The organism is Streptomyces sp. MUM 203J (assembly GCF_022414595.1).
Taxonomy (GTDB): domain Bacteria; phylum Actinomycetota; class Actinomycetes; order Streptomycetales; family Streptomycetaceae; genus Streptomyces.
This window is the reverse complement of the sequence record NZ_JADWYO010000058.1, coordinates 1-15,772: the sequence shown is the minus strand read 5'-3', so window position 1 is coordinate 15,772 and position 15,772 is coordinate 1. Positions and strand designations below refer to the sequence as shown.

15 protein-coding genes and 1 pseudogene are annotated in these 15,772 nt (G+C 71.3%); 11 read left to right on the top strand and 5 right to left on the bottom strand.

What is annotated here, in order from left to right:
- The first annotated feature begins 267 nt into the window (after nucleotides 1–267).
- The 9 genes from I3F58_RS23655 (at nucleotide 268) to I3F58_RS23615 (ending at nucleotide 10,217) form a co-directional block, all read left to right on the top strand.
- Entirely contained in the window at nucleotides 268–1,446 is a 1,179-nt protein-coding gene (locus tag I3F58_RS23655; RefSeq protein ID WP_240110691.1) for an aromatic ring-hydroxylating dioxygenase subunit alpha, read from the top strand.
- A gap of 556 nt (nucleotides 1,447–2,002) precedes the next feature.
- Nucleotides 2,003–2,353 (top strand): NADH-quinone oxidoreductase subunit A, encoded by a 351-nt coding sequence (locus tag I3F58_RS23650; RefSeq protein ID WP_240110690.1) that lies wholly within the window; start codon nucleotides 2,003–2,005, stop codon nucleotides 2,351–2,353.
- Nucleotides 2,344–3,606 carry a hypothetical protein gene (locus tag I3F58_RS23645; protein ID WP_240110689.1) on the top strand — a complete coding sequence of 421 codons (1,263 nt, stop codon included), beginning with the start codon at nucleotides 2,344–2,346 and terminating at the stop codon, nucleotides 3,604–3,606. The genes I3F58_RS23650 and I3F58_RS23645 overlap by 10 nt, the downstream gene beginning before the upstream one ends.
- Nucleotides 3,599–4,528: an NADH-quinone oxidoreductase subunit H gene (locus I3F58_RS23640; protein WP_240110688.1), complete on the top strand. Its 930-nt coding sequence runs from the start codon at nucleotides 3,599–3,601 to the stop codon at nucleotides 4,526–4,528. The genes I3F58_RS23645 and I3F58_RS23640 overlap by 8 nt, the downstream gene beginning before the upstream one ends.
- 21 nt (nucleotides 4,529–4,549) lie before the next feature.
- The gene (locus I3F58_RS23635) at nucleotides 4,550–5,119 is read left to right on the top strand and encodes an NADH-quinone oxidoreductase subunit J (protein ID WP_240110687.1); all 570 of its coding nucleotides are present in this window, start codon (nucleotides 4,550–4,552) and stop codon (nucleotides 5,117–5,119) included.
- Nucleotides 5,116–5,421 carry an NADH-quinone oxidoreductase subunit K gene (locus I3F58_RS23630; RefSeq protein ID WP_240110686.1) on the top strand — a complete coding sequence of 102 codons (306 nt, stop codon included), beginning with the start codon at nucleotides 5,116–5,118 and terminating at the stop codon, nucleotides 5,419–5,421. The genes I3F58_RS23635 and I3F58_RS23630 overlap by 4 nt, the downstream gene beginning before the upstream one ends.
- Nucleotides 5,418–7,295, top strand: coding sequence for an NADH-quinone oxidoreductase subunit L (locus I3F58_RS23625; protein WP_240110685.1), 1,878 nt, complete (start codon nucleotides 5,418–5,420; stop codon nucleotides 7,293–7,295). Before I3F58_RS23630 ends, I3F58_RS23625 begins: the two co-directional genes overlap by 4 nt.
- A gap of 4 nt (nucleotides 7,296–7,299) precedes the next feature.
- The gene (locus I3F58_RS23620) at nucleotides 7,300–8,802 is read left to right on the top strand and encodes a NuoM family protein (RefSeq protein WP_240110684.1); all 1,503 of its coding nucleotides are present in this window, start codon (nucleotides 7,300–7,302) and stop codon (nucleotides 8,800–8,802) included.
- Nucleotides 8,799–10,217 (top strand): NADH-quinone oxidoreductase subunit N, encoded by a 1,419-nt coding sequence (locus I3F58_RS23615; RefSeq protein WP_240110683.1) that lies wholly within the window; start codon nucleotides 8,799–8,801, stop codon nucleotides 10,215–10,217. The genes I3F58_RS23620 and I3F58_RS23615 overlap by 4 nt, the downstream gene beginning before the upstream one ends.
- Nucleotides 10,218–10,250: 33 nt before the next feature.
- Here the strand turns inward: I3F58_RS23615 and I3F58_RS23610 are convergent, their stop codons facing one another.
- Entirely contained in the window at nucleotides 10,251–10,793 is a 543-nt protein-coding gene (locus tag I3F58_RS23610; protein ID WP_240110682.1) for a hypothetical protein, read from the bottom strand.
- A 782-nt stretch (nucleotides 10,794–11,575) separates the two neighbouring features.
- Here I3F58_RS23610 and I3F58_RS23605 point away from each other — a divergent pair.
- Both I3F58_RS23605 and I3F58_RS23600 read left to right on the top strand, forming a co-directional pair.
- Entirely contained in the window at nucleotides 11,576–12,235 is a 660-nt protein-coding gene (locus I3F58_RS23605) for a pentapeptide repeat-containing protein (protein ID WP_240110681.1), read from the top strand.
- 704 nt (nucleotides 12,236–12,939) lie between these two features.
- The gene (locus tag I3F58_RS23600) at nucleotides 12,940–13,311 is read left to right on the top strand and encodes a hypothetical protein (protein ID WP_240110680.1); all 372 of its coding nucleotides are present in this window, start codon (nucleotides 12,940–12,942) and stop codon (nucleotides 13,309–13,311) included.
- A gap of 6 nt (nucleotides 13,312–13,317) precedes the next feature.
- Here I3F58_RS23600 and I3F58_RS23595 read toward each other — a convergent pair whose 3' ends face one another.
- From I3F58_RS23595 to I3F58_RS23580, 4 genes and pseudogenes are all read right to left on the bottom strand, one after another.
- Nucleotides 13,318–14,067 (bottom strand): transposase, encoded by a 750-nt coding sequence (locus I3F58_RS23595; RefSeq protein WP_240110679.1) that lies wholly within the window; start codon nucleotides 14,065–14,067, stop codon nucleotides 13,318–13,320.
- A gap of 117 nt (nucleotides 14,068–14,184) precedes the next feature.
- Nucleotides 14,185–14,346: a hypothetical protein gene (locus tag I3F58_RS23590; RefSeq protein ID WP_240110678.1), complete on the bottom strand. Its 162-nt coding sequence runs from the start codon at nucleotides 14,344–14,346 to the stop codon at nucleotides 14,185–14,187.
- Between the two features lie 135 nt (nucleotides 14,347–14,481).
- The gene (locus I3F58_RS23585; RefSeq protein WP_240110677.1) at nucleotides 14,482–15,264 is read right to left on the bottom strand and encodes a hypothetical protein; all 783 of its coding nucleotides are present in this window, start codon (nucleotides 15,262–15,264) and stop codon (nucleotides 14,482–14,484) included.
- Nucleotides 15,265–15,303: 39 nt separating this feature from the next.
- Nucleotides 15,304–15,702: pseudogene (locus I3F58_RS23580) on the bottom strand (transposase family protein); the annotation flags it as partial.
- Nucleotides 15,703–15,772: the final 70 nt, after the last annotated feature.

Here is a 15,772-nt window from a genome sequence, read left to right as displayed (position 1 = left end):
CGAGGCGCGGAGGGCGAGGACGCGAACCGGTCAGGACTCCGCGGCGGGCCCGGCTCCGTCGCCGGGTGGGCCGCGACGGCGGAGTGCCGTCGCCGGACGAGGCCGGTCGCGGGGCGGTTCCGGTGCCGAGGCACGCGGCGCTCTTGGCACCTGCTCGCCGGTATGAACGCCGGGTGACGGATCCCCCGTTCGGAGGTCCAGGGCTGAGCACGGACAGCGGGCGGCAGTCAGGATGGGGGGTGTTCCGTTCCCACGGCGAGGAGAGGCATGACCGACTTCGACAGAGTGGGAAGTGCCGGGCTCCCGGGGGACCCCGGTTCGCCCTCCGGCGAGACCGACCTCCGGCGGGTGGGCGCGAACCCCGACCACTGGTACCCGGTCGCCCTGTCCAGAAAGGTCCGCAGGGGGCGGGCGGCCGGGGCGGCGTTCGCCGGAGAGCGCATCGCGCTCTACCGCGGTGAGAGCGGCGCCGTCCACGCGCTGGAGGACCGGTGTGCCCACCGGCAGGTACCGCTGAGCATGGGCGTCGTGGAGGGCGAGACGCTGCGCTGCTGCTATCACGCATGGGCGTACCGGGGCGACGGACGCATCTCCCAGATTCCCTACCTCGCCCGGGGTGACGGCCGCCCGCCGCGTGGTGTGCGCGGCTACCCCGTCCGCGAGGCGTACGGTCTGGTCTTCGTCTTCCCGGGCGACCCGGCGAAGGCGGCCGACACCCCGCTTCCGGAGCTGCCGGACTTCGGCTCCCCGCAGTACCGGACCATGACCTTCTCCCGGACCGTACGCTGCCACTACTCGTTCATGCACGAGAACCTGCTGGACATGAACCACCAGTTCCTCCACCGGGGCGTCGTCGGAAGGCTCCGCCCCGAGCTTCTGGGCTTCGCGTCCGACCAGCGGTCGGTGGAGGCCAGGTATCTGTTCACCCACACCGGAGGGAAACGGAACCGCAGCGCCGAGCTGCTGGCCGGTGCGGGCATCGGTGGCGGTGCCTCCAGCGACGTCATGACCATCCGTACGCTGTACCCGTACCAGACCCTCGACCTGGTCCCGGGGGACGCCGAACACCCGGCCTTCCGCCTCTGGGCCGTGTACGTGCCCGACGGCGCCGAGCAGCGTACATGCCGTGCCTACGGCCTCCTCATGATCAAGAAGCCGGGAGTCCCCGCCGCCCTGCACATGGCCTGGCCGTTCATCCGGCGCTTCGCCGAACGCGTCTTCGCCGAGGACCGCATGGCCGTCGAGGCCGAACAGCGGGCGTGGGACGAGCAGGGCGAGGACCGCAATCACGAGGTCTTCCCGCTGATTCTGGACGTCCGTCAGGTGCTGCGCGAGAACGGCGTCCCCCTGCGCCCTCCGGCCGCCGTGTGTGACACGGCTTGTGACGGCACGGCACCGCCGCGCCCGCACGGTCCTTCGGACAGGCGGGCCCCCAGGGTCCCGTGACACGGGACCTGCCGCCGGACGGGTGAAAAGCCCCGGCGGCTCGTGCGGACCGGCGCGGCGCCGCCGTGGCCCGGGGGCTTTCGGTGGACGGTGGCTCGTGGTCGTTCCAGCGGGGCACCCGCTGACACGAGTGGTCCGACCGCAGTCCCCGTCCACCGAGGTGACCATGCGCCTCCTTCTCGTCCGCCCCGGTGCGTCGGCTTACGCGGAGATCCTCCTTCCCGAGACGACCGACCTCGCCCGCGCGGCCGGACGCACCGGCCCGGACCGCTTCCCGCCCTTCGGCGGGAGCGGCGTCTCCCCCACGGCGGTGGACCGGCTCGGACACACCGGGGGCGCCCACGGCCGCGGTTGCCGCACGCTTCCGGAGGCCTGCGGCGGCAGCCCCGCCGGGCAGCGGGCAGGGCTCCCGTCGCCTGACCCGGCACGGCCGGACCCGCGAAGGCGGCACCTGGCGGCCGTCGGCGTGCGGGAGCCGGAGCCGTGCCGCGAACGCGACGTGACGCACCCGGCATCCGCCGGGCCGGCCGCCTGTCGAAGGACAGGGTGAGAACCGGTGAGCGGCACCACGGCGGCGCTGTCCCTGCTCGGTATCGCCCTGACGGCCGTTGCCGGTCTCTACGGGGCGGCGTGGGCGGCGCGCATCAGTCCGGACGCGCTGGAGGCGGCGCCGTTCGGGTCCGGGCTGGAGCCGGCGGAACACGCGGTGAGCCGGTTTCACGCGCGCTGGTACACGGTGACCATGCTCTTTCTCGCCTTCGACATGGAGATGGTCTTCATGTATCCGTGGACGCGGGTCATCTCGGTCATGGGACCCGGCGCCGTGATCGAGATGTTCGTCTTCCTCGCCGTCCTGGTCGCCGGGGTCGTGTACGCCTGGCGGGAGGGCGCGCTGCGATGGACGTGACCGGTCTCGCCCTGCGCGCCACCGCGGCGCGGCCACGGGTGCTGCTGGCCGCGGTGCCGTGCGGGACAGCGGCACGGCTGGCCGCCGAGCGGCTGCTGCGGCTGCGTGACTGGCCGCAGGTGTCCACCCCGGCGCAGGCCGATCTCCTTCTCGTCACCGGCCCCGACTGCCCGGAACTGCTGGTCGCGCTGGAGCGGCTGTGGCGGGACCTGCCCGCGCCGCGCGCCCGGGTGCACGCCCGCGACGCCGACGGGGTGGAGACCGCTCTGGCCGCCGGCCGCGCCCTCCTCAGGTCACCGGCCGCCCGGCGCGGCCTCGCTGTACCCCGCGCCGAGGGAGGCGGAGAGCGGCACGCCGGTGGCCCGGACCGGGATCCGGCACAGGGCGGCGGCCCGGGCGGCGGGCGTGGCGGCGACGGTGACCGGCCGGGGCACGGCGGTCACGGGGACATGGGGACGCCGGGCGGGCTGCCGATGGCCGAGCGGGGCGAGGACCGCGACGGGCTGACGCTGGACCGGCTGCATGTGCCCCTGGGGCCGTTCCTGGCCGACTGGCCCGCGGGGCTGACGATCCGTCTGGTGCTGCAGGGCGATGTGGTCCAGCGGGCCGGCCTCGGGAAGCCGGCGGCGCCCGCAGCCGGGGCGGCAGCCGGGCCGTTCTGGGCGGAGCCGTGGCTGCGGGCCTCGAACGGGGAGCCGGTACGGGTGGGCGAGGCGGCGCGGCGGCGCGCGGCAGCGCGGCTGGACAGCCTGGGACGGCTGCTGGCGGTGGTGGGCTGGCCGGCCGAGGAGGTGTCGGCCCGTCGGCTGCGGGACGACCTGCTGTCCGGCGCGCCGCACGCCGCGGTCGCGGCCCGGCTGGAGCGATGGGCCCGGAGGGTCGGCCGGTCACGGACCCTGGCCTGGCTGACGCGCGGCATCGGCGTCGTGACGGCGGAGGACGCGCGCGGGGCAGGGGCGAGTGGTCCCGCGGCGCGAGCCGACGGCGATGTGACCGCCCGTTACCGGCAGTGGCTGGTCGACGTACGGCACGACCTGCGCCGCATGGACGACTCCGCGCCGCTCGACGTGTCGGCGGAGGAGAGCCCGCGCGGCCGGTGGAGCGCCGGGAACCCGCCGTCGGCCGCACTGGCCTCGCTGCTGCCCGGACTGCTGGAAGGCGCCGAACTCGCCGCGGCCCGGCTCATCGTGGCCAGCCTCGACCCCGACCCGGACGAACTGGCCGTCCCGGCGGTGGAGATGACGCATGGCTGAGGCGGGGGAGTGGTGGACGCTGCTGGCGGCCCCGGGGCTGCTGCTCGGTCTGGCGGTGCTGGCGGTCGCCGGGAACGCGGCGCTGGACGCGAGGAGGGCGGGACGTCCGGTGAGTTTCGCCGGCGCGGTACGGCCGTTCCACGAGGTGCCGTGCGCGCTGGCGGCGCAGCCGAGGAAGCTGCCCGCGCCGGACCGCCTGCTGTGGCGGGCCGGTGTCGTGACCGTGCCGGTGGCCGCCGTGCTGTCCACGCTGGTCATCCCCCTCGGGAACCACGTGGTGGCCGACCTGTCGGTCGGAGTGGTGTGGTTCAACGCCATGGAGGTGCTCACCTGGGCCGGGCTGTGGCTGGCCGGCTGGGGGCCCGACTCCGCGTTCTCCCTGGTCGGCGGATACCGGTTCGTCGCCCAGGGCCTGGCCTACGAGCTGCCGCTGATGTTCGCGCTGATCTCGGCCGCCACCGGCGCCCAGTCGCTGCGGGTGGGGGACATCGCCGCCGCTCAGCACGGCCTGTGGTACGCGGTGTGGATGCCGGTCGCCTTCGCCGCCTACCTGGCCGGTGTGCTGGCGCTCAGCTTTGTGGGTCCCTTCGCCTATCCGGCCGGACGTGACCTCGCCGGGGGAGTCCTGGCGGAGACGTCCGGGGTGGACGGGCTGCTGCTGCGGGCCGGCCGGTGGCTGTGGCTCGTCTCCGGCTCGGCCATGGCGGTTCCGCTGTTCCTGGGCGGCGGCTCCGGGCCGGGCCTGCCGGACTGGGCGTGGTCCCTGATCAAGACGGTGGTGGTCCTCGCTCTGCTGGTGTGCGTGCTGCGGCGGTTCCCGGTGATCCGCGCCGACCGGTACGTGGAGTTCGCCTGGGTGGTCCTCATCCCGCTGACGATCGTGCAGGTCCTGGTTCCGGCTCTGCTGAACCTCGGCCGCTAGGAAGCAAGGAGGGACCGCGTCATGGACACGAACGGCACCGTGCTGCTGCTGGTTCTGGGGGTGTCCGCCGTGGCCTTCGGTGTCCTGGTGTTCACACTGGACTCGATGGCCCGGGTCACCTTCGCGCTGATGGCGTCCCTGGTGTGCGTCGGCGGTGTGACGACCGTCCTCGGCCTGCCCTATCTGGGCGTGGTGATCGTCCTGATGATGGTCATGGAGATGGTGATCATGGCCGTGTTCATGATCGCCTACATGATGAACCCGGCCGGTCTGGCACCGATGTCGATGCTGCACAACAAGCGTGGCGCGTCGGCCGTCGCGGGCACAGTGTTCACCGCCCTGGTCGCCGGGATCCTCCTGGTGCCCTGGCCGGAGCACGTCACCGCCCGCCCGGAGGACACCACCTTCCAGGTCGGGAGGGCTCTGATGGCCGAACAGATGCTGACCATGATCATCCTGGGCTTCGTGCTGCTGGCCACGATGGTGGGCAGCACCGTACTGGCCACCCGCCGGGGGCGCTACGACCGCTTCGGTGACGACCTCGGCCGGCGTCCGGCGAAGGACCCGGCCGGCGGGGGAGTGGGCCGGTGACCTTCGAACTGATCCTGGTGCTGGCCGCGGGCCTGTTCTGCACCGGCCTGTTCGGCGCGCTCTCCCAGCAGTCGATCGTCATGATCATGATGGGTGTCGAACTGATGATCGGCGGCATCATCGTCGCGACCGCCGGCTTCTGGCACTTCCTCGCCCCCTGGGCGCCCGGGGGCCAGGTCGTGATCGTGGCAGCCGTGGTCGCGATGGCGGTGGAGATGGCCATGGGCTTCGCCGTCACCACCGCGATCTACCGAGCCCGCCAGGTCGACACGACCGACATGGCCCAGGACCTCAGGGGATGAGCGAGGTGCTCTGGCTGCTGATCGTCCTCCCCCTCGGCGCGGGAGCGCTGCTGGCGCTGACCGGAGCCCGGTACAACCGCCTTGTTCCCGCACTCGGTCTGGCGGTGGCCGCAGCGACGCTCGGCCTGGCCGTCACAGCCGCGGTGCTCCGGCCACAGGCGAGTGCGCCGCTGCTCGCCGGAGCACGGGCGGGCCTGGCGGTGGACGGACTGTCCGCGGTCATGGTGGTCACCGTGGCCACGGTCACCACGGCCGTCCTGGCCTTCGCGGCGGGCGAGTTCGGGCGTGACGAGAACCGGGGGCGGTTCTTCGGGCTGATGCTGGTCTTCTCCGGCTCCATGCTGGTCACCGTCACGGCGACCACCCTGCCGCCGCTGCTGATGGCCTGGGAGGCGATGGGCGCCGCCAGCTGGGCCCTGATCGGCTACTGGTGGAGAGAACCGGAGCGGGCGAGAGCGGCGGACGTCTCGTTCCTCACCACCCGCACCGCAGACCTCGGCCTGTACCTGGCCGCCGGTGCGGCGACCGCCGGGGGCGCCGGTTCGATGGAACTGGACGTCCTCGCGGACGCGGCGTCGCCGTGGCCGCACGTGATCAGCGCGGGCGTCGTCGTGGCCGCACTCGGCAAGTCGGCGCAACTGCCGTTCTCCTTCTGGCTGTCCCAGGCCATGCGGGGCCCCAGCTCGGTCTCGGCGCTGCTCCACTCGGCGACCATGGTCGCCGCCGGAGCCTATCTGCTGCTGCGCCTGCAGACACTGCTGACCGCCACGGACTGGGCCGGCCCGCTGGTCGCCTGGACCGGCGCCGCCACCGCCCTCGCCCTGGGCGTGGTCGCCGTCGTCCAGCGGGACCTGAAGCAGCTCCTGGCGGCCTCCACCTGTTCCCAGATCGGGTTCATGGTGCTGGCCGCCGGGAGCGGCGGTGTCGCCGCCGGCACCACCCAGCTCGTCGCGCACGCCGCCACCAAGTCCGCGTTGTTCCTCGCGGCCGGTTCCTGGCTGACCGCGCTCGGCACCAAGCAGCTGCCCGCCCTGCGGGGCGCCGCCCGCGCCCAGCCCCTGGTCGGCGCCGCCTTCGCCGTCGGCGCGCTGACGCTGGCGGGACTGCCTCCGCTGTCGCTGTGGCCGGCCAAGGACGAGGTCCTCGCCTCCGCGCGGGCCGAGAACACCGGGCTGTACGTCCTGGGGCTCGCGGCCGCGGCCGTCGCAGCCGTCTACAGCGTCAAGGCCCTGTGGTACGTCACCCGGCCCCTGCCCGCCGATCCGGAGACCGGGTACGACACCGAGCTGCGCGGCACCCGGCGCACCGCCCGTGCGACACCGGCACCGCTGTTCTCCCTCACCTTCGCCGCGGCCGCGCTCGGAGTGCTGGCGCTGCCCGGACCGGCCTCCTGGCTGCGGCGCCTGGTCGGTGCCCCGGGGGAGCCGTCGCCCGAGCCGTGGGAACTGGGCCTGTCCGCCGGTGTCGCGCTCACCGCCGCGGGCCTGGCCTGGCGGTGGGCCGCCCGGCCCGCGCCCGCCCGGGCGCCGCGCACGGTGGTGCGATGGACGCGGGGGTGGCTGTATCTGGAACGGGCCGCGCTCGTGGTCGTGGTGCGGCCCGTCCTGGCGCTGGCGCGGGGACTGGCCGCCTTCGACGACCGTGTCGTCGACGGCGCGGTGCGGCGGGCCGCCCGCGGCACGCTCGCCACCGCGCGGCTCGCCGGCCGGACGGACGACGGCGGCATCGACGCCGCCGTCGGCACCCTCGCCGCAGGCGTCCGTGGCCTGGGCCGGTGGGCGCGCCTCCCCCAGACGGGACTGCTCCACCAGTACTACGCCCAGGCGGCCGTGGGCTTCGCCGTGCTGGTCCTGATCGTCCTGTTGGTGAGGTAGCCCTGTGCTGAGTGCCATCACGTTCCTGCCCCTGCTGGTCTGCTCGGCCCTGCTCCTCCTGCCGCGGCTCCCCGACAGGGTGTACGTCCGGGTGTGGATCGCCACAGCCGCCCTCGACCTCGTCCTGGTCGCCGTCGTCTGGAGCGGCTTCGAACCGGGGGAGGGCACGCAGTACCAGCAGCGGCTGCGGTGGATCCCCAGTGCCGGGGTCGGCTACCACGTCGGCGTCGACGGACTGTCCCTGCCCCTGATCGCGCTGACCTGCCTGCTGTTCCTGGCCGTCGCCGTGTACGCGCTGGAGGAACGGCGGCGGGTGCGCGCCCATGCGTGTCTGTTCCTGTTCCTGCAGTCCGTCAGCCTCGGCCTGTTCGTCGCCCTCGACCTGATCCTGTTCTTCGTCTTCTTCGACCTGTCCATCGTCGGCATGTTCTTCGTCATCGCCGGATGGGGCCACGGCGAGCGGGGCAGAGCGGCGGCGCTGAAGTTCTTCCTCTACACGTTCGTCGGTTCCCTGGCCCTGCTGCTCGGCTTCATCGGCCTCTACCTCGCCGCCGAACCGCACACCTTCGACCTCGTCGACCTCACCCGCGCCGACCCGCTCGCCGACCGCGGCCTGTACGCCGGTCTGGTGCTCCTGGCCATCGGAGTCGGACTGGCGGTCAAGACCCCGGCGGTACCGTTCCACACCTGGCTGCCGCCCGCCCACACCGAGGCCCCCGCTGCCGGCTCGGCGATCCTGGCCGGGGTGCTGCTGAAGATGGGCACCTACGGATTCGTCCGTGTCGCCATGCCCCTGCTGCCGGGCAGCTGGCGCCGGTACGCCCTGGTCATCGTCATCGTCGGTGTGGTCTCCGTCGTCTACGGGGCCCTGGTCGCGCTGGCGCAGACCGAATTCAAACGAATGATCGCCTACACCTCGGTCAACCACATGGGTTACATCATCCTCGCCGTCGGTGCCGCCGGAACGCTGGCCGGCACCGACGACCAGGCCCGCACCCTCGCCGTGACCGGGGCCGTCACCCAGATGGTCAGCCACGGCCTGATCACCGGCGCCCTGTTCCTGCTGGCCGGTGTGCTCTACGACCGGGGGCGGACCTACACGATGGACGCCTACTCCGGACTCGGCGCACACGCCCCGCGCTTCGCAGGCGTGACGGCCGTCGCGGCCTTCGCCAGCCTGGGCATTCCGGGCTTCTCCGGGTTCATCGCCGAGTTCCAGATCTTCACCGGCTCACTGCCCTCCCATACGGTCGCCACTGCTGTCGCCCTGAGCGGCATCGCCCTCACGGCCGCTCTCTTCCTGCGCGCCGTGCGCGCGATGTTCCTCGGCGCCCCGCGCCTGCCGGAGACGGTCACCACGGGCGGCATCGGCGATCTGAGGCGCACCGAGGCCGTGCCCACCGTGGGGCTGCTGGCGGTCGCACTGGTGATCGGTGTCCTGCCGCGCTGGCTGCTCGACGTGATCGAACCCGCCAGCCGCACGCTCATCGGGCTGGTGGCCCGGTGAACGAGAACCTCGCCGCGCTGATCCCCGAACTCGCCCTGCTCGGCGCCGCCGTCATCGGCCTGCTCGCCGGTGCCTGGCTGCCCCGCAACCGGCAGTGGATCATCGCCGTGCTCGCGGCCGCGGCCGGGGCGACCGGCCTGGCCGCCACCGGCATCGCCATGGCCACATCCCGCGAACAGACGGTCTTCTCCGACGCGTTCGCCGTGGACACCGCCACCGCTGTCGGCCGCCTGACCGTCCTCGGCGCCCTGCTGCTGGTCATCACCATGTCCGTGGAAAGCGTGCGCGGACACAGACGGGAGACCGAGTACTGGGTCCTGCTGCTCCTCACCGGGGCCGGGAACCTCGCCCTCATCGGCGCGAACGACCTGCTGACCCTGTTCGCCGCCTATCTTCTCGCGAGCATCCCCGCCTATCCGCTCACGGCCTTCGCCAAGGACGAACAGGGCACCGAGGCCGTCCTGAAGTACTACCTCATGGGCGTGCTGCTCGGCACCACCATGCTGGCCGGCACCGCGCTCCTGTACGCGGCCGGGCACTCCACCCACTACCGCGAACTGCAGAGCACGCTGCCGTCCGCCGCCTACGGGCTTGTTGCGGTCGGGCTCGTCGGCGTCCTGTCCGGCATCCTCTTCAAGGCCGGAGCGGTCCCCGCCCACTTCTGGGTGCCCGACGTCGCAGACGGCGCACCCGCCCCCATCGCCGCCTACGTCACCACGCTGCCCAAGGTCGGCGGCCTGATCGCCGGTTACCGCCTGCTGCACCAGGCTCTGCCCGACAGCGAGGTCAACTGGCCCCTGCTCCTCGCCGTCGTCGCCGCCGTCACCATGACGCTGGGAAACCTGGCCGCGTTCTTCCAGAACTCCGTCAGACGTCTGCTCGCCTACTCCGCCATCAGCCAGGTCGGCTACCTCCTGATGGCCCTGGCCGTCACCACCCGGACCGACCTCGCCCAGAAGAGCCTGCTGTTCTATCTCGCCGCCTACGCGGTCACAAACCTCGGCGCCTTCGCCGTGGTCACCGAGCTTCCGCACGCCCGCACTCTCGACGCCTACCGCGGCCTGGCCCGCAGCCGTCCGGGCCTCGCAGCCGTCCTCGCCGTCTGCCTCCTGGGCCTGGTCGGCACCCCACCCACCGGCGTCTTCCTCGGAAAGCTGGAGATCTTCAGTGCCACGGTCGACGGCGGCTACGCCTGGCTCGCCGTCCTCGCCGTCGTCAACACCGTGGCCTCCCTCTTCTACTACCTGCGCTGGCTCGCCCCCGTGTTCATCACCACGCAGGCCTCCGCCGAAGCCCACGCGGCACGCGGTCGCTGGTCCGCCGCGACCGCCTACACCGCCGCCGCGGCCTCCCTCACCCTCGGAATCGGCGGCGGCGCGGTCCTCCCCCTCGCGACGGGCCCCCTCCTCCGCTGACAGTGGGTGCCGTGCGCGGTGACCGACGGCGTGTCAGTAGGGGCCGTCGTCCTCTTCACGCTGGATCCGGTCCCCCGCGGAGTCGAGCACGTACCACGCCGCACCGAACTGATCCAGCCCCTGCCCCTTCGTGTCACCCGCCTGAGAGTCCCCCTGGTAGTAGTACAAGGGGTGTCCGTTGTACGTGACTTGCGTGGTGTCGTCCTCGCGGGTGGTCGTGCCGAGGAGGCCGCCGTCGGCGTCCCCCGTCGCCTGTGGCTCGCCGGTGGTGGTGAGCGGAGGCCACACCTCGGCGCAGCCTCCGTAACAGGTGGAGTCCCCCGAGGTGTCCGCCTCGAAGAGGTAGAGCGTAAGGCCGCCGCCGTCGACGAGGTAGGTGCCGAGGTCGCCGGTGCGCGTTCCGACGGCCGCCGTGCCCGCCAGTCGGCCGGTGGGCGAGGCGGCCGTGGGCGTCGGACTGTTCGCCGACGAGCCGTTGCCGTCGCCGTCCGCGCAGCCGGTGAGCGTGGCGGACAGCAGGACGGCCACCGCCAGGGCGCGCGCCGCGCCGGTTCCTGGGGCGTGGTTCTTCTTCATGGAGCTGCCTTTCGGGGTGTGGGTCCGGACCGCGGCGATCACCATCGATTCCGCAGCGGTCCACCTGACTGCCACGAGCCCAGCACGGCACTCTCGCCCCCCGGGGTATCCGCTGCCGGACACCCGGCGCTTCGCCCCTTCGGGCGACTCCAGATGCCGACGGGCAGATCAGGTACCGACATCCGCAGACACCGCCCGCAGCCCGGGGACACAGCCGAAGCGCACGCCGTGGACGCTTCACGCGGGTGCGGGTGCGGGTGCGGGTGCGGGTGCGGGTGCGGGTGCGGGTGCGCAGCGCATGACCGCCGCCTGACTGCGGCTGGCCAGGGTGGCGCACGGGCCTCAGGGACGCCTCGGTGGCTTCCCCGGTTGTCCAGGAGGCACGGTGCGCGCGGTCCGCGGATCCGGCGATCAGGAGGCGAACCGCAGAATCGATCTCAGAGAACCGCGCCTCCGGACCGTACCCGGCCGCCGCGCTCAGCCGTGGGCCGCCCCAACCTCCAGGCCGAGCAGGCGCCCTGACCGTCTGGAGGCAGCCGGTACAGGACCTTCGCCGCCTGTGATCCGCGGTGAACATCACAACGACAGTCGGACAGAATGCGCCATAAGCCCGAGTCATCGTACTTCCGTCGTGGCGGCCGACCGCCCTTCGGAGCGGTTTCTCCAGGTCGCGCCGATTAGGCAGAACGGCGCGGGCGAGGTCAGCATGGGCGCTCCCCGTCACGGAACCCGCGCAGGGCCATGGCGGGGGTACCCGCCCCCGTCCGTTCGGAGGACTTCCCATGCGCGTGAGCACCCCCCGTGACCTGGCCGCCCTGCCGTACGCGGCCCGTCTTGAGCCCTTCACCGGCAGGCTCGGGCACTCGGGCAGTTACGAATGGCTCCACTTCGACGGCACCGCCTTCGGCGACGCGGAAGCGGGCAGTTCCCTCTTCAGCCAGTCGGCCTTCTCCTCGGTCTCCTTCGAGGGAGGCCGCCTGCGGCGCTCCCGGTTCGACGAGGTGTGGCTGCACGCAGTGCGCATGGTCGGAACCAACCTCGCCGAGACCACCTGGCTGGACGCCGAGTGCGCCGCCGGCGTCCTCGCCGGTACGGAGATCCACGGCAGCGAGATGCGCCGTGTCGTCTTCCACCAGTGCAAATTCGACTCGGTCAACCTGCGTGCGTCCTCGCTGAAGGACGTCGTCTTCGTCGACTGCCTGCTGCGGGACGTGGACTTCGGCGGAGCCCGGCTGGCCGACGTCCGCTTCCCCGGCTCGACCCTGGACCGCGCCCGCTTCGACCGGGCCACCCTGACCCGGGTCGACCTGCGCGAGGCCACCGCGCTGGGCATCATCACAGGGATCGGCTCCCTTGGCGGCGCCACGATCGACACGGCCCAGCTGTTCGACCTGGCGCCCGCCCTGGCGCAGCACATCGGCCTCACCGTGAGCGACACCTGACGGTCCTGCACCCGAGCCGGTGGCTCGCGCGGTCGGCCGCAGGGTGATTCTTCCCTCCAGCCCCGAGGGGACTCGGGTGCCGACCGCACTTCGCGGTGGCGACGGGCCGACCGCTGCGGGACTCCGAGGCCGAGAGGAGCCGGGAGAGACCGAGACGGACGTGATCCTCATCGCAGCATGTCAGCCCGGCCGGTCCTCGGGTCCACGGCAACCCTCGCCGGCGGCCGTGAACGCCGTCAGGCGTGACCGGCGGGAGGCATGAAGGCGGGCCGTCTCGCCGCGGATGTCAGTGCGTCCTGAGAGCATGGGATGCCCCACTGGCGGCGCGACTGGATCGAATGCGTCCTATCGGATGGCTTGGAGAGCGGATTGTCTACTGATTCGAGCACCTCTGCGGCAAGCGCCTCGAACGGCGGGCCGCCGGACACCGAGCCCGCCGCCGGGGCATCCGGAAGAGCGCATCCACCGCATGCCTCGGATCCCTTAGACAAGCCTTGGTGGATTCAGCAGCTCGTGATTCCGGCAGCTTTGATTCTGATTGGGACAGTCATCCCTTCCCTATGGGGATGGATCGGCAGCGCGGTATCCGATCCGCCAGGCCTGAAGATCGCTTCGCCCGGCCCCGGTGGATGCGTTCCGCGATACTTCTAATCAGATCTTTCCGATTTGAGGCGGAGTCCCCCGGAGGTCGGAAAAGTGTACCAGTGCTGACCGGCGGTCCCGAATACGTTGAAATCCCGATCACGTTGCATGCCTCAACCGGCCAGGTAATCGTCGTGACGGGCATAACTCTTGATGTGACATCGAGTGAGGGGGTTCCGAAAAGAGGATCAATAATCAAGCAAGACGGCTGCGGTGGTGGAATGGATAAGCGACTCTACGAGGTCACACTTCCCTCGGAACCGACCTCGGTGCAACCGCAGGTCGTAGGGGCGGGAGGCAATGGTGTTGGATTCCCGTACAAGGTGACGTCGGGTGACCCTGAGCAGTTGAGCGTACGTCTGAACCCCGTTGAGCGGGACGTTCGTTTTACCCTTACGGTCAGCTGGGTTTCAGATGGCGAGATCAGTAACTGAGCCTCTTCAGCGTTGCCGCTCCAGGGTGAGAATGGCTTTGGCGATTGACGTCATGCGGTTGGGGCTGCAGCGGGACCTGCGGAAGATCCGCCAGGACTTCAGGCAGGCCACGCCGCGCTCAACCGGTGCCCGTGCCGCGGCCAGAGCCCGGTTGACGGTCTTCTCGGTAGGGGTGAGTTCCCGCAGGGGCCTGCGTTTGATGCCCGTGGTCAGCCAGGGGCCACCGCCCTGGTAGGCGAGATCGGCCAGGATGGGGACGCCCTGGCGCTCGCAGATGCGGATGATCCGGTGGGTGCGGGCGGCGGTCAGGTCGTGGGAGCGGCCCGGCAGCGCGGGTGAGAGCCACAGCAGCCGGCCGTCCGGATCGGTGACTACCTGCACGTTCACCCCGTGCCGGCGGTGCTTGTGGGAGCAGTCGGCCCGTCCGTCGCCGACCCGGTCGCACTCGGCGAGCGTGCCGTCCAGGAGGACGAAGTCCGGATCCTGTTCGCGTAGGACCTTCAGCAGGCCGGGTGCACGGTCGGCGAGGAGGCCGATGACCGCGCTGGTGTAGGCGTGGGCGGTGGACTCGCTGATCCCGAACCCGGCAGCGATCTCCGCCGGGGTGGTGTGCTCGCGCAGGTACACCAGTGCCACGATCGCGCGCTGGGACGGACGGAGCTTGCAGCGGCGGTCACCCTCACGGGTGACGATGAGCATGGTGACCCACTCCACGAGCGCATGTGGCAGGTCGAGTGCGGCAGGATAGATGACCAACGAGGCCCCTGAGCAGCGTGGTTGAGACGTTAGACATCTCGATCAACTGCCCGGGGGCCTCGCTCGTTGCGCTTCACGGACCGTCACCCGATCGGTGGCCCGCTCGAAGAAGCTCAATCAGTCGTCGTCTCGCGACATGTCGTCCAGCATGACGTCGGCCTCACCCGTAGCACCCGGGTCGTTGTTGATGCCCCCGCCGCCCTTGGGCGCGTTCTTGCTGGCTTCCTCCACAGCCTGTGCGGCCATCAACGTACCGACCACGATCTCCGTGATTCCCATCAAGCACCTTCCGTCCTGACCGTACGAAACCTTCGATAGCCGGGCCCACGGGTCACGTTCTTTCCAATCCGCCACCCGTGAGGCAATGGTCACGGACCCCGACGCCCCCACCTGGGTGCACAGAGATCACGTGAATTACTCGTCCGGGTCCTTCCACACCAGGTATTCGTAGTCCTGCCCAAGCGTGACACGTCCGAATCTTCCCTCGCCGGTGCGGACGCAGTGCACCGCACCGGAAAAGATCACTTCGATGTCGGTGGCGGTCCGCCAGGATTCCTCCGGCAGCCCGGAGCATTCCTCGCGGCTGGGCAGTGCGCTTCGCCATTCGGCGATGCGTGCCTCGCCCACCCCCTCCAAACCCCAGGGGTTGACGGCGCCGCCATGGGTGAAGTCGGCACCGGGGGCACCGGCGTGCTCGTGGACCCTGCCGGTGTCGAGATCAACATGCGTATCCCCGACCAGCCCGGTCGGGTCGAGCGTGAAACTCCCCTCCCAGTGGACCCGTTCCCCGATGTCGCTGATCAGCAGGGTGGAGTCCGTGCCAGGGACGACCTCGACCGCTATACGCCGGTCTTCCACCGTCGTGACGAACTCGCCGTCCATCCTGACTTCCAGCTTGCGCAGCGTGTCGATCCGGTAGACGGTGACCTCCTTCTCGCCGTTCACCGTCCGGGTCACGGTCAGTACCGTGTCGTCCTCCGGTTCGAACTCCCCCTTCGCCTGCGCGGCCAGATAACTCTCCAGCGCGAACGCTCCGATCTCCACCAGGATGTCCAGCCCTGGATTACTGATCGGAAGTCCGTCGACGACCGTCAGGGCGATCAACTTGAAGGGCCGCCCCTCGCGGGTCTCGCCGTCATGGGTGACGCCGGGGACCGCGCAGCCCGTGCCCCCGAAGAACACCGCACACAGGCTCACCAGAATTCCCACTGTTCTCAGGCGTAACAGTGAGGTTCTTCAGCGGTGCCGCTCCAGGGTGAGTACGGCTTTGGCAATTGACGTCATGCGGTTCGGGCTGCAGCGGGCGTGCCGGAAGATCCGCCAGGACTTGAGGCGGGCGACGCCGCGCTCGACCGGGGCGCGGGTCCGGGCCAACGCCCGGTTCGCGGTCTGCTGGGTGGGGGTGAGGCCGCTGTGCGGTCGGCGCTTGACGCCGGTGGTGACCCAGGGACCTCCTTCTTGGTATGCGAGGTCGGCCAGGATGGGGATGCCCTGGCGTTCGCAGATACGGATGATCCGGTGGGTACGGGCGGCGGTCAGGTCATGGGCGCGGCCCGGCAGCGCGGGGGAAAGCCACAGCAGCCGGCCGCCAGGATCGGTGACTACCTGCACGTTCACGCCGTGGCGGCGGTGCTTGGCGGGTCTGATGCAGGGTTGGGTGACAGGTTCGGTTACGCGGCCTGTAGGGCCGGTGTGGTCATGACGG

Coding starts and splice junctions, on each gene's coding strand:
- I3F58_RS23655 (WP_240110691.1), top strand. CDS start 268: ATGACCGACTTCGACAGAGTGGGAAGTGCCGGGCTCCCGGGGGACCCC.
- I3F58_RS23645 (WP_240110689.1), top strand. CDS start 2,344: ATGGACGTGACCGGTCTCGCCCTGCGCGCCACCGCGGCGCGGCCACGG.
- I3F58_RS23640 (WP_240110688.1), top strand. CDS start 3,599: ATGGCTGAGGCGGGGGAGTGGTGGACGCTGCTGGCGGCCCCGGGGCTG.
- I3F58_RS23635 (WP_240110687.1), top strand. CDS start 4,550: ATGGACACGAACGGCACCGTGCTGCTGCTGGTTCTGGGGGTGTCCGCC.
- I3F58_RS23625 (WP_240110685.1), top strand. CDS start 5,418: ATGAGCGAGGTGCTCTGGCTGCTGATCGTCCTCCCCCTCGGCGCGGGA.
- I3F58_RS23610 (WP_240110682.1), bottom strand. CDS start 10,793: ATGAAGAAGAACCACGCCCCAGGAACCGGCGCGGCGCGCGCCCTGGCG.
- I3F58_RS23605 (WP_240110681.1), top strand. CDS start 11,576: ATGCGCGTGAGCACCCCCCGTGACCTGGCCGCCCTGCCGTACGCGGCC.
- I3F58_RS23590 (WP_240110678.1), bottom strand. CDS start 14,346: ATGGGAATCACGGAGATCGTGGTCGGTACGTTGATGGCCGCACAGGCT.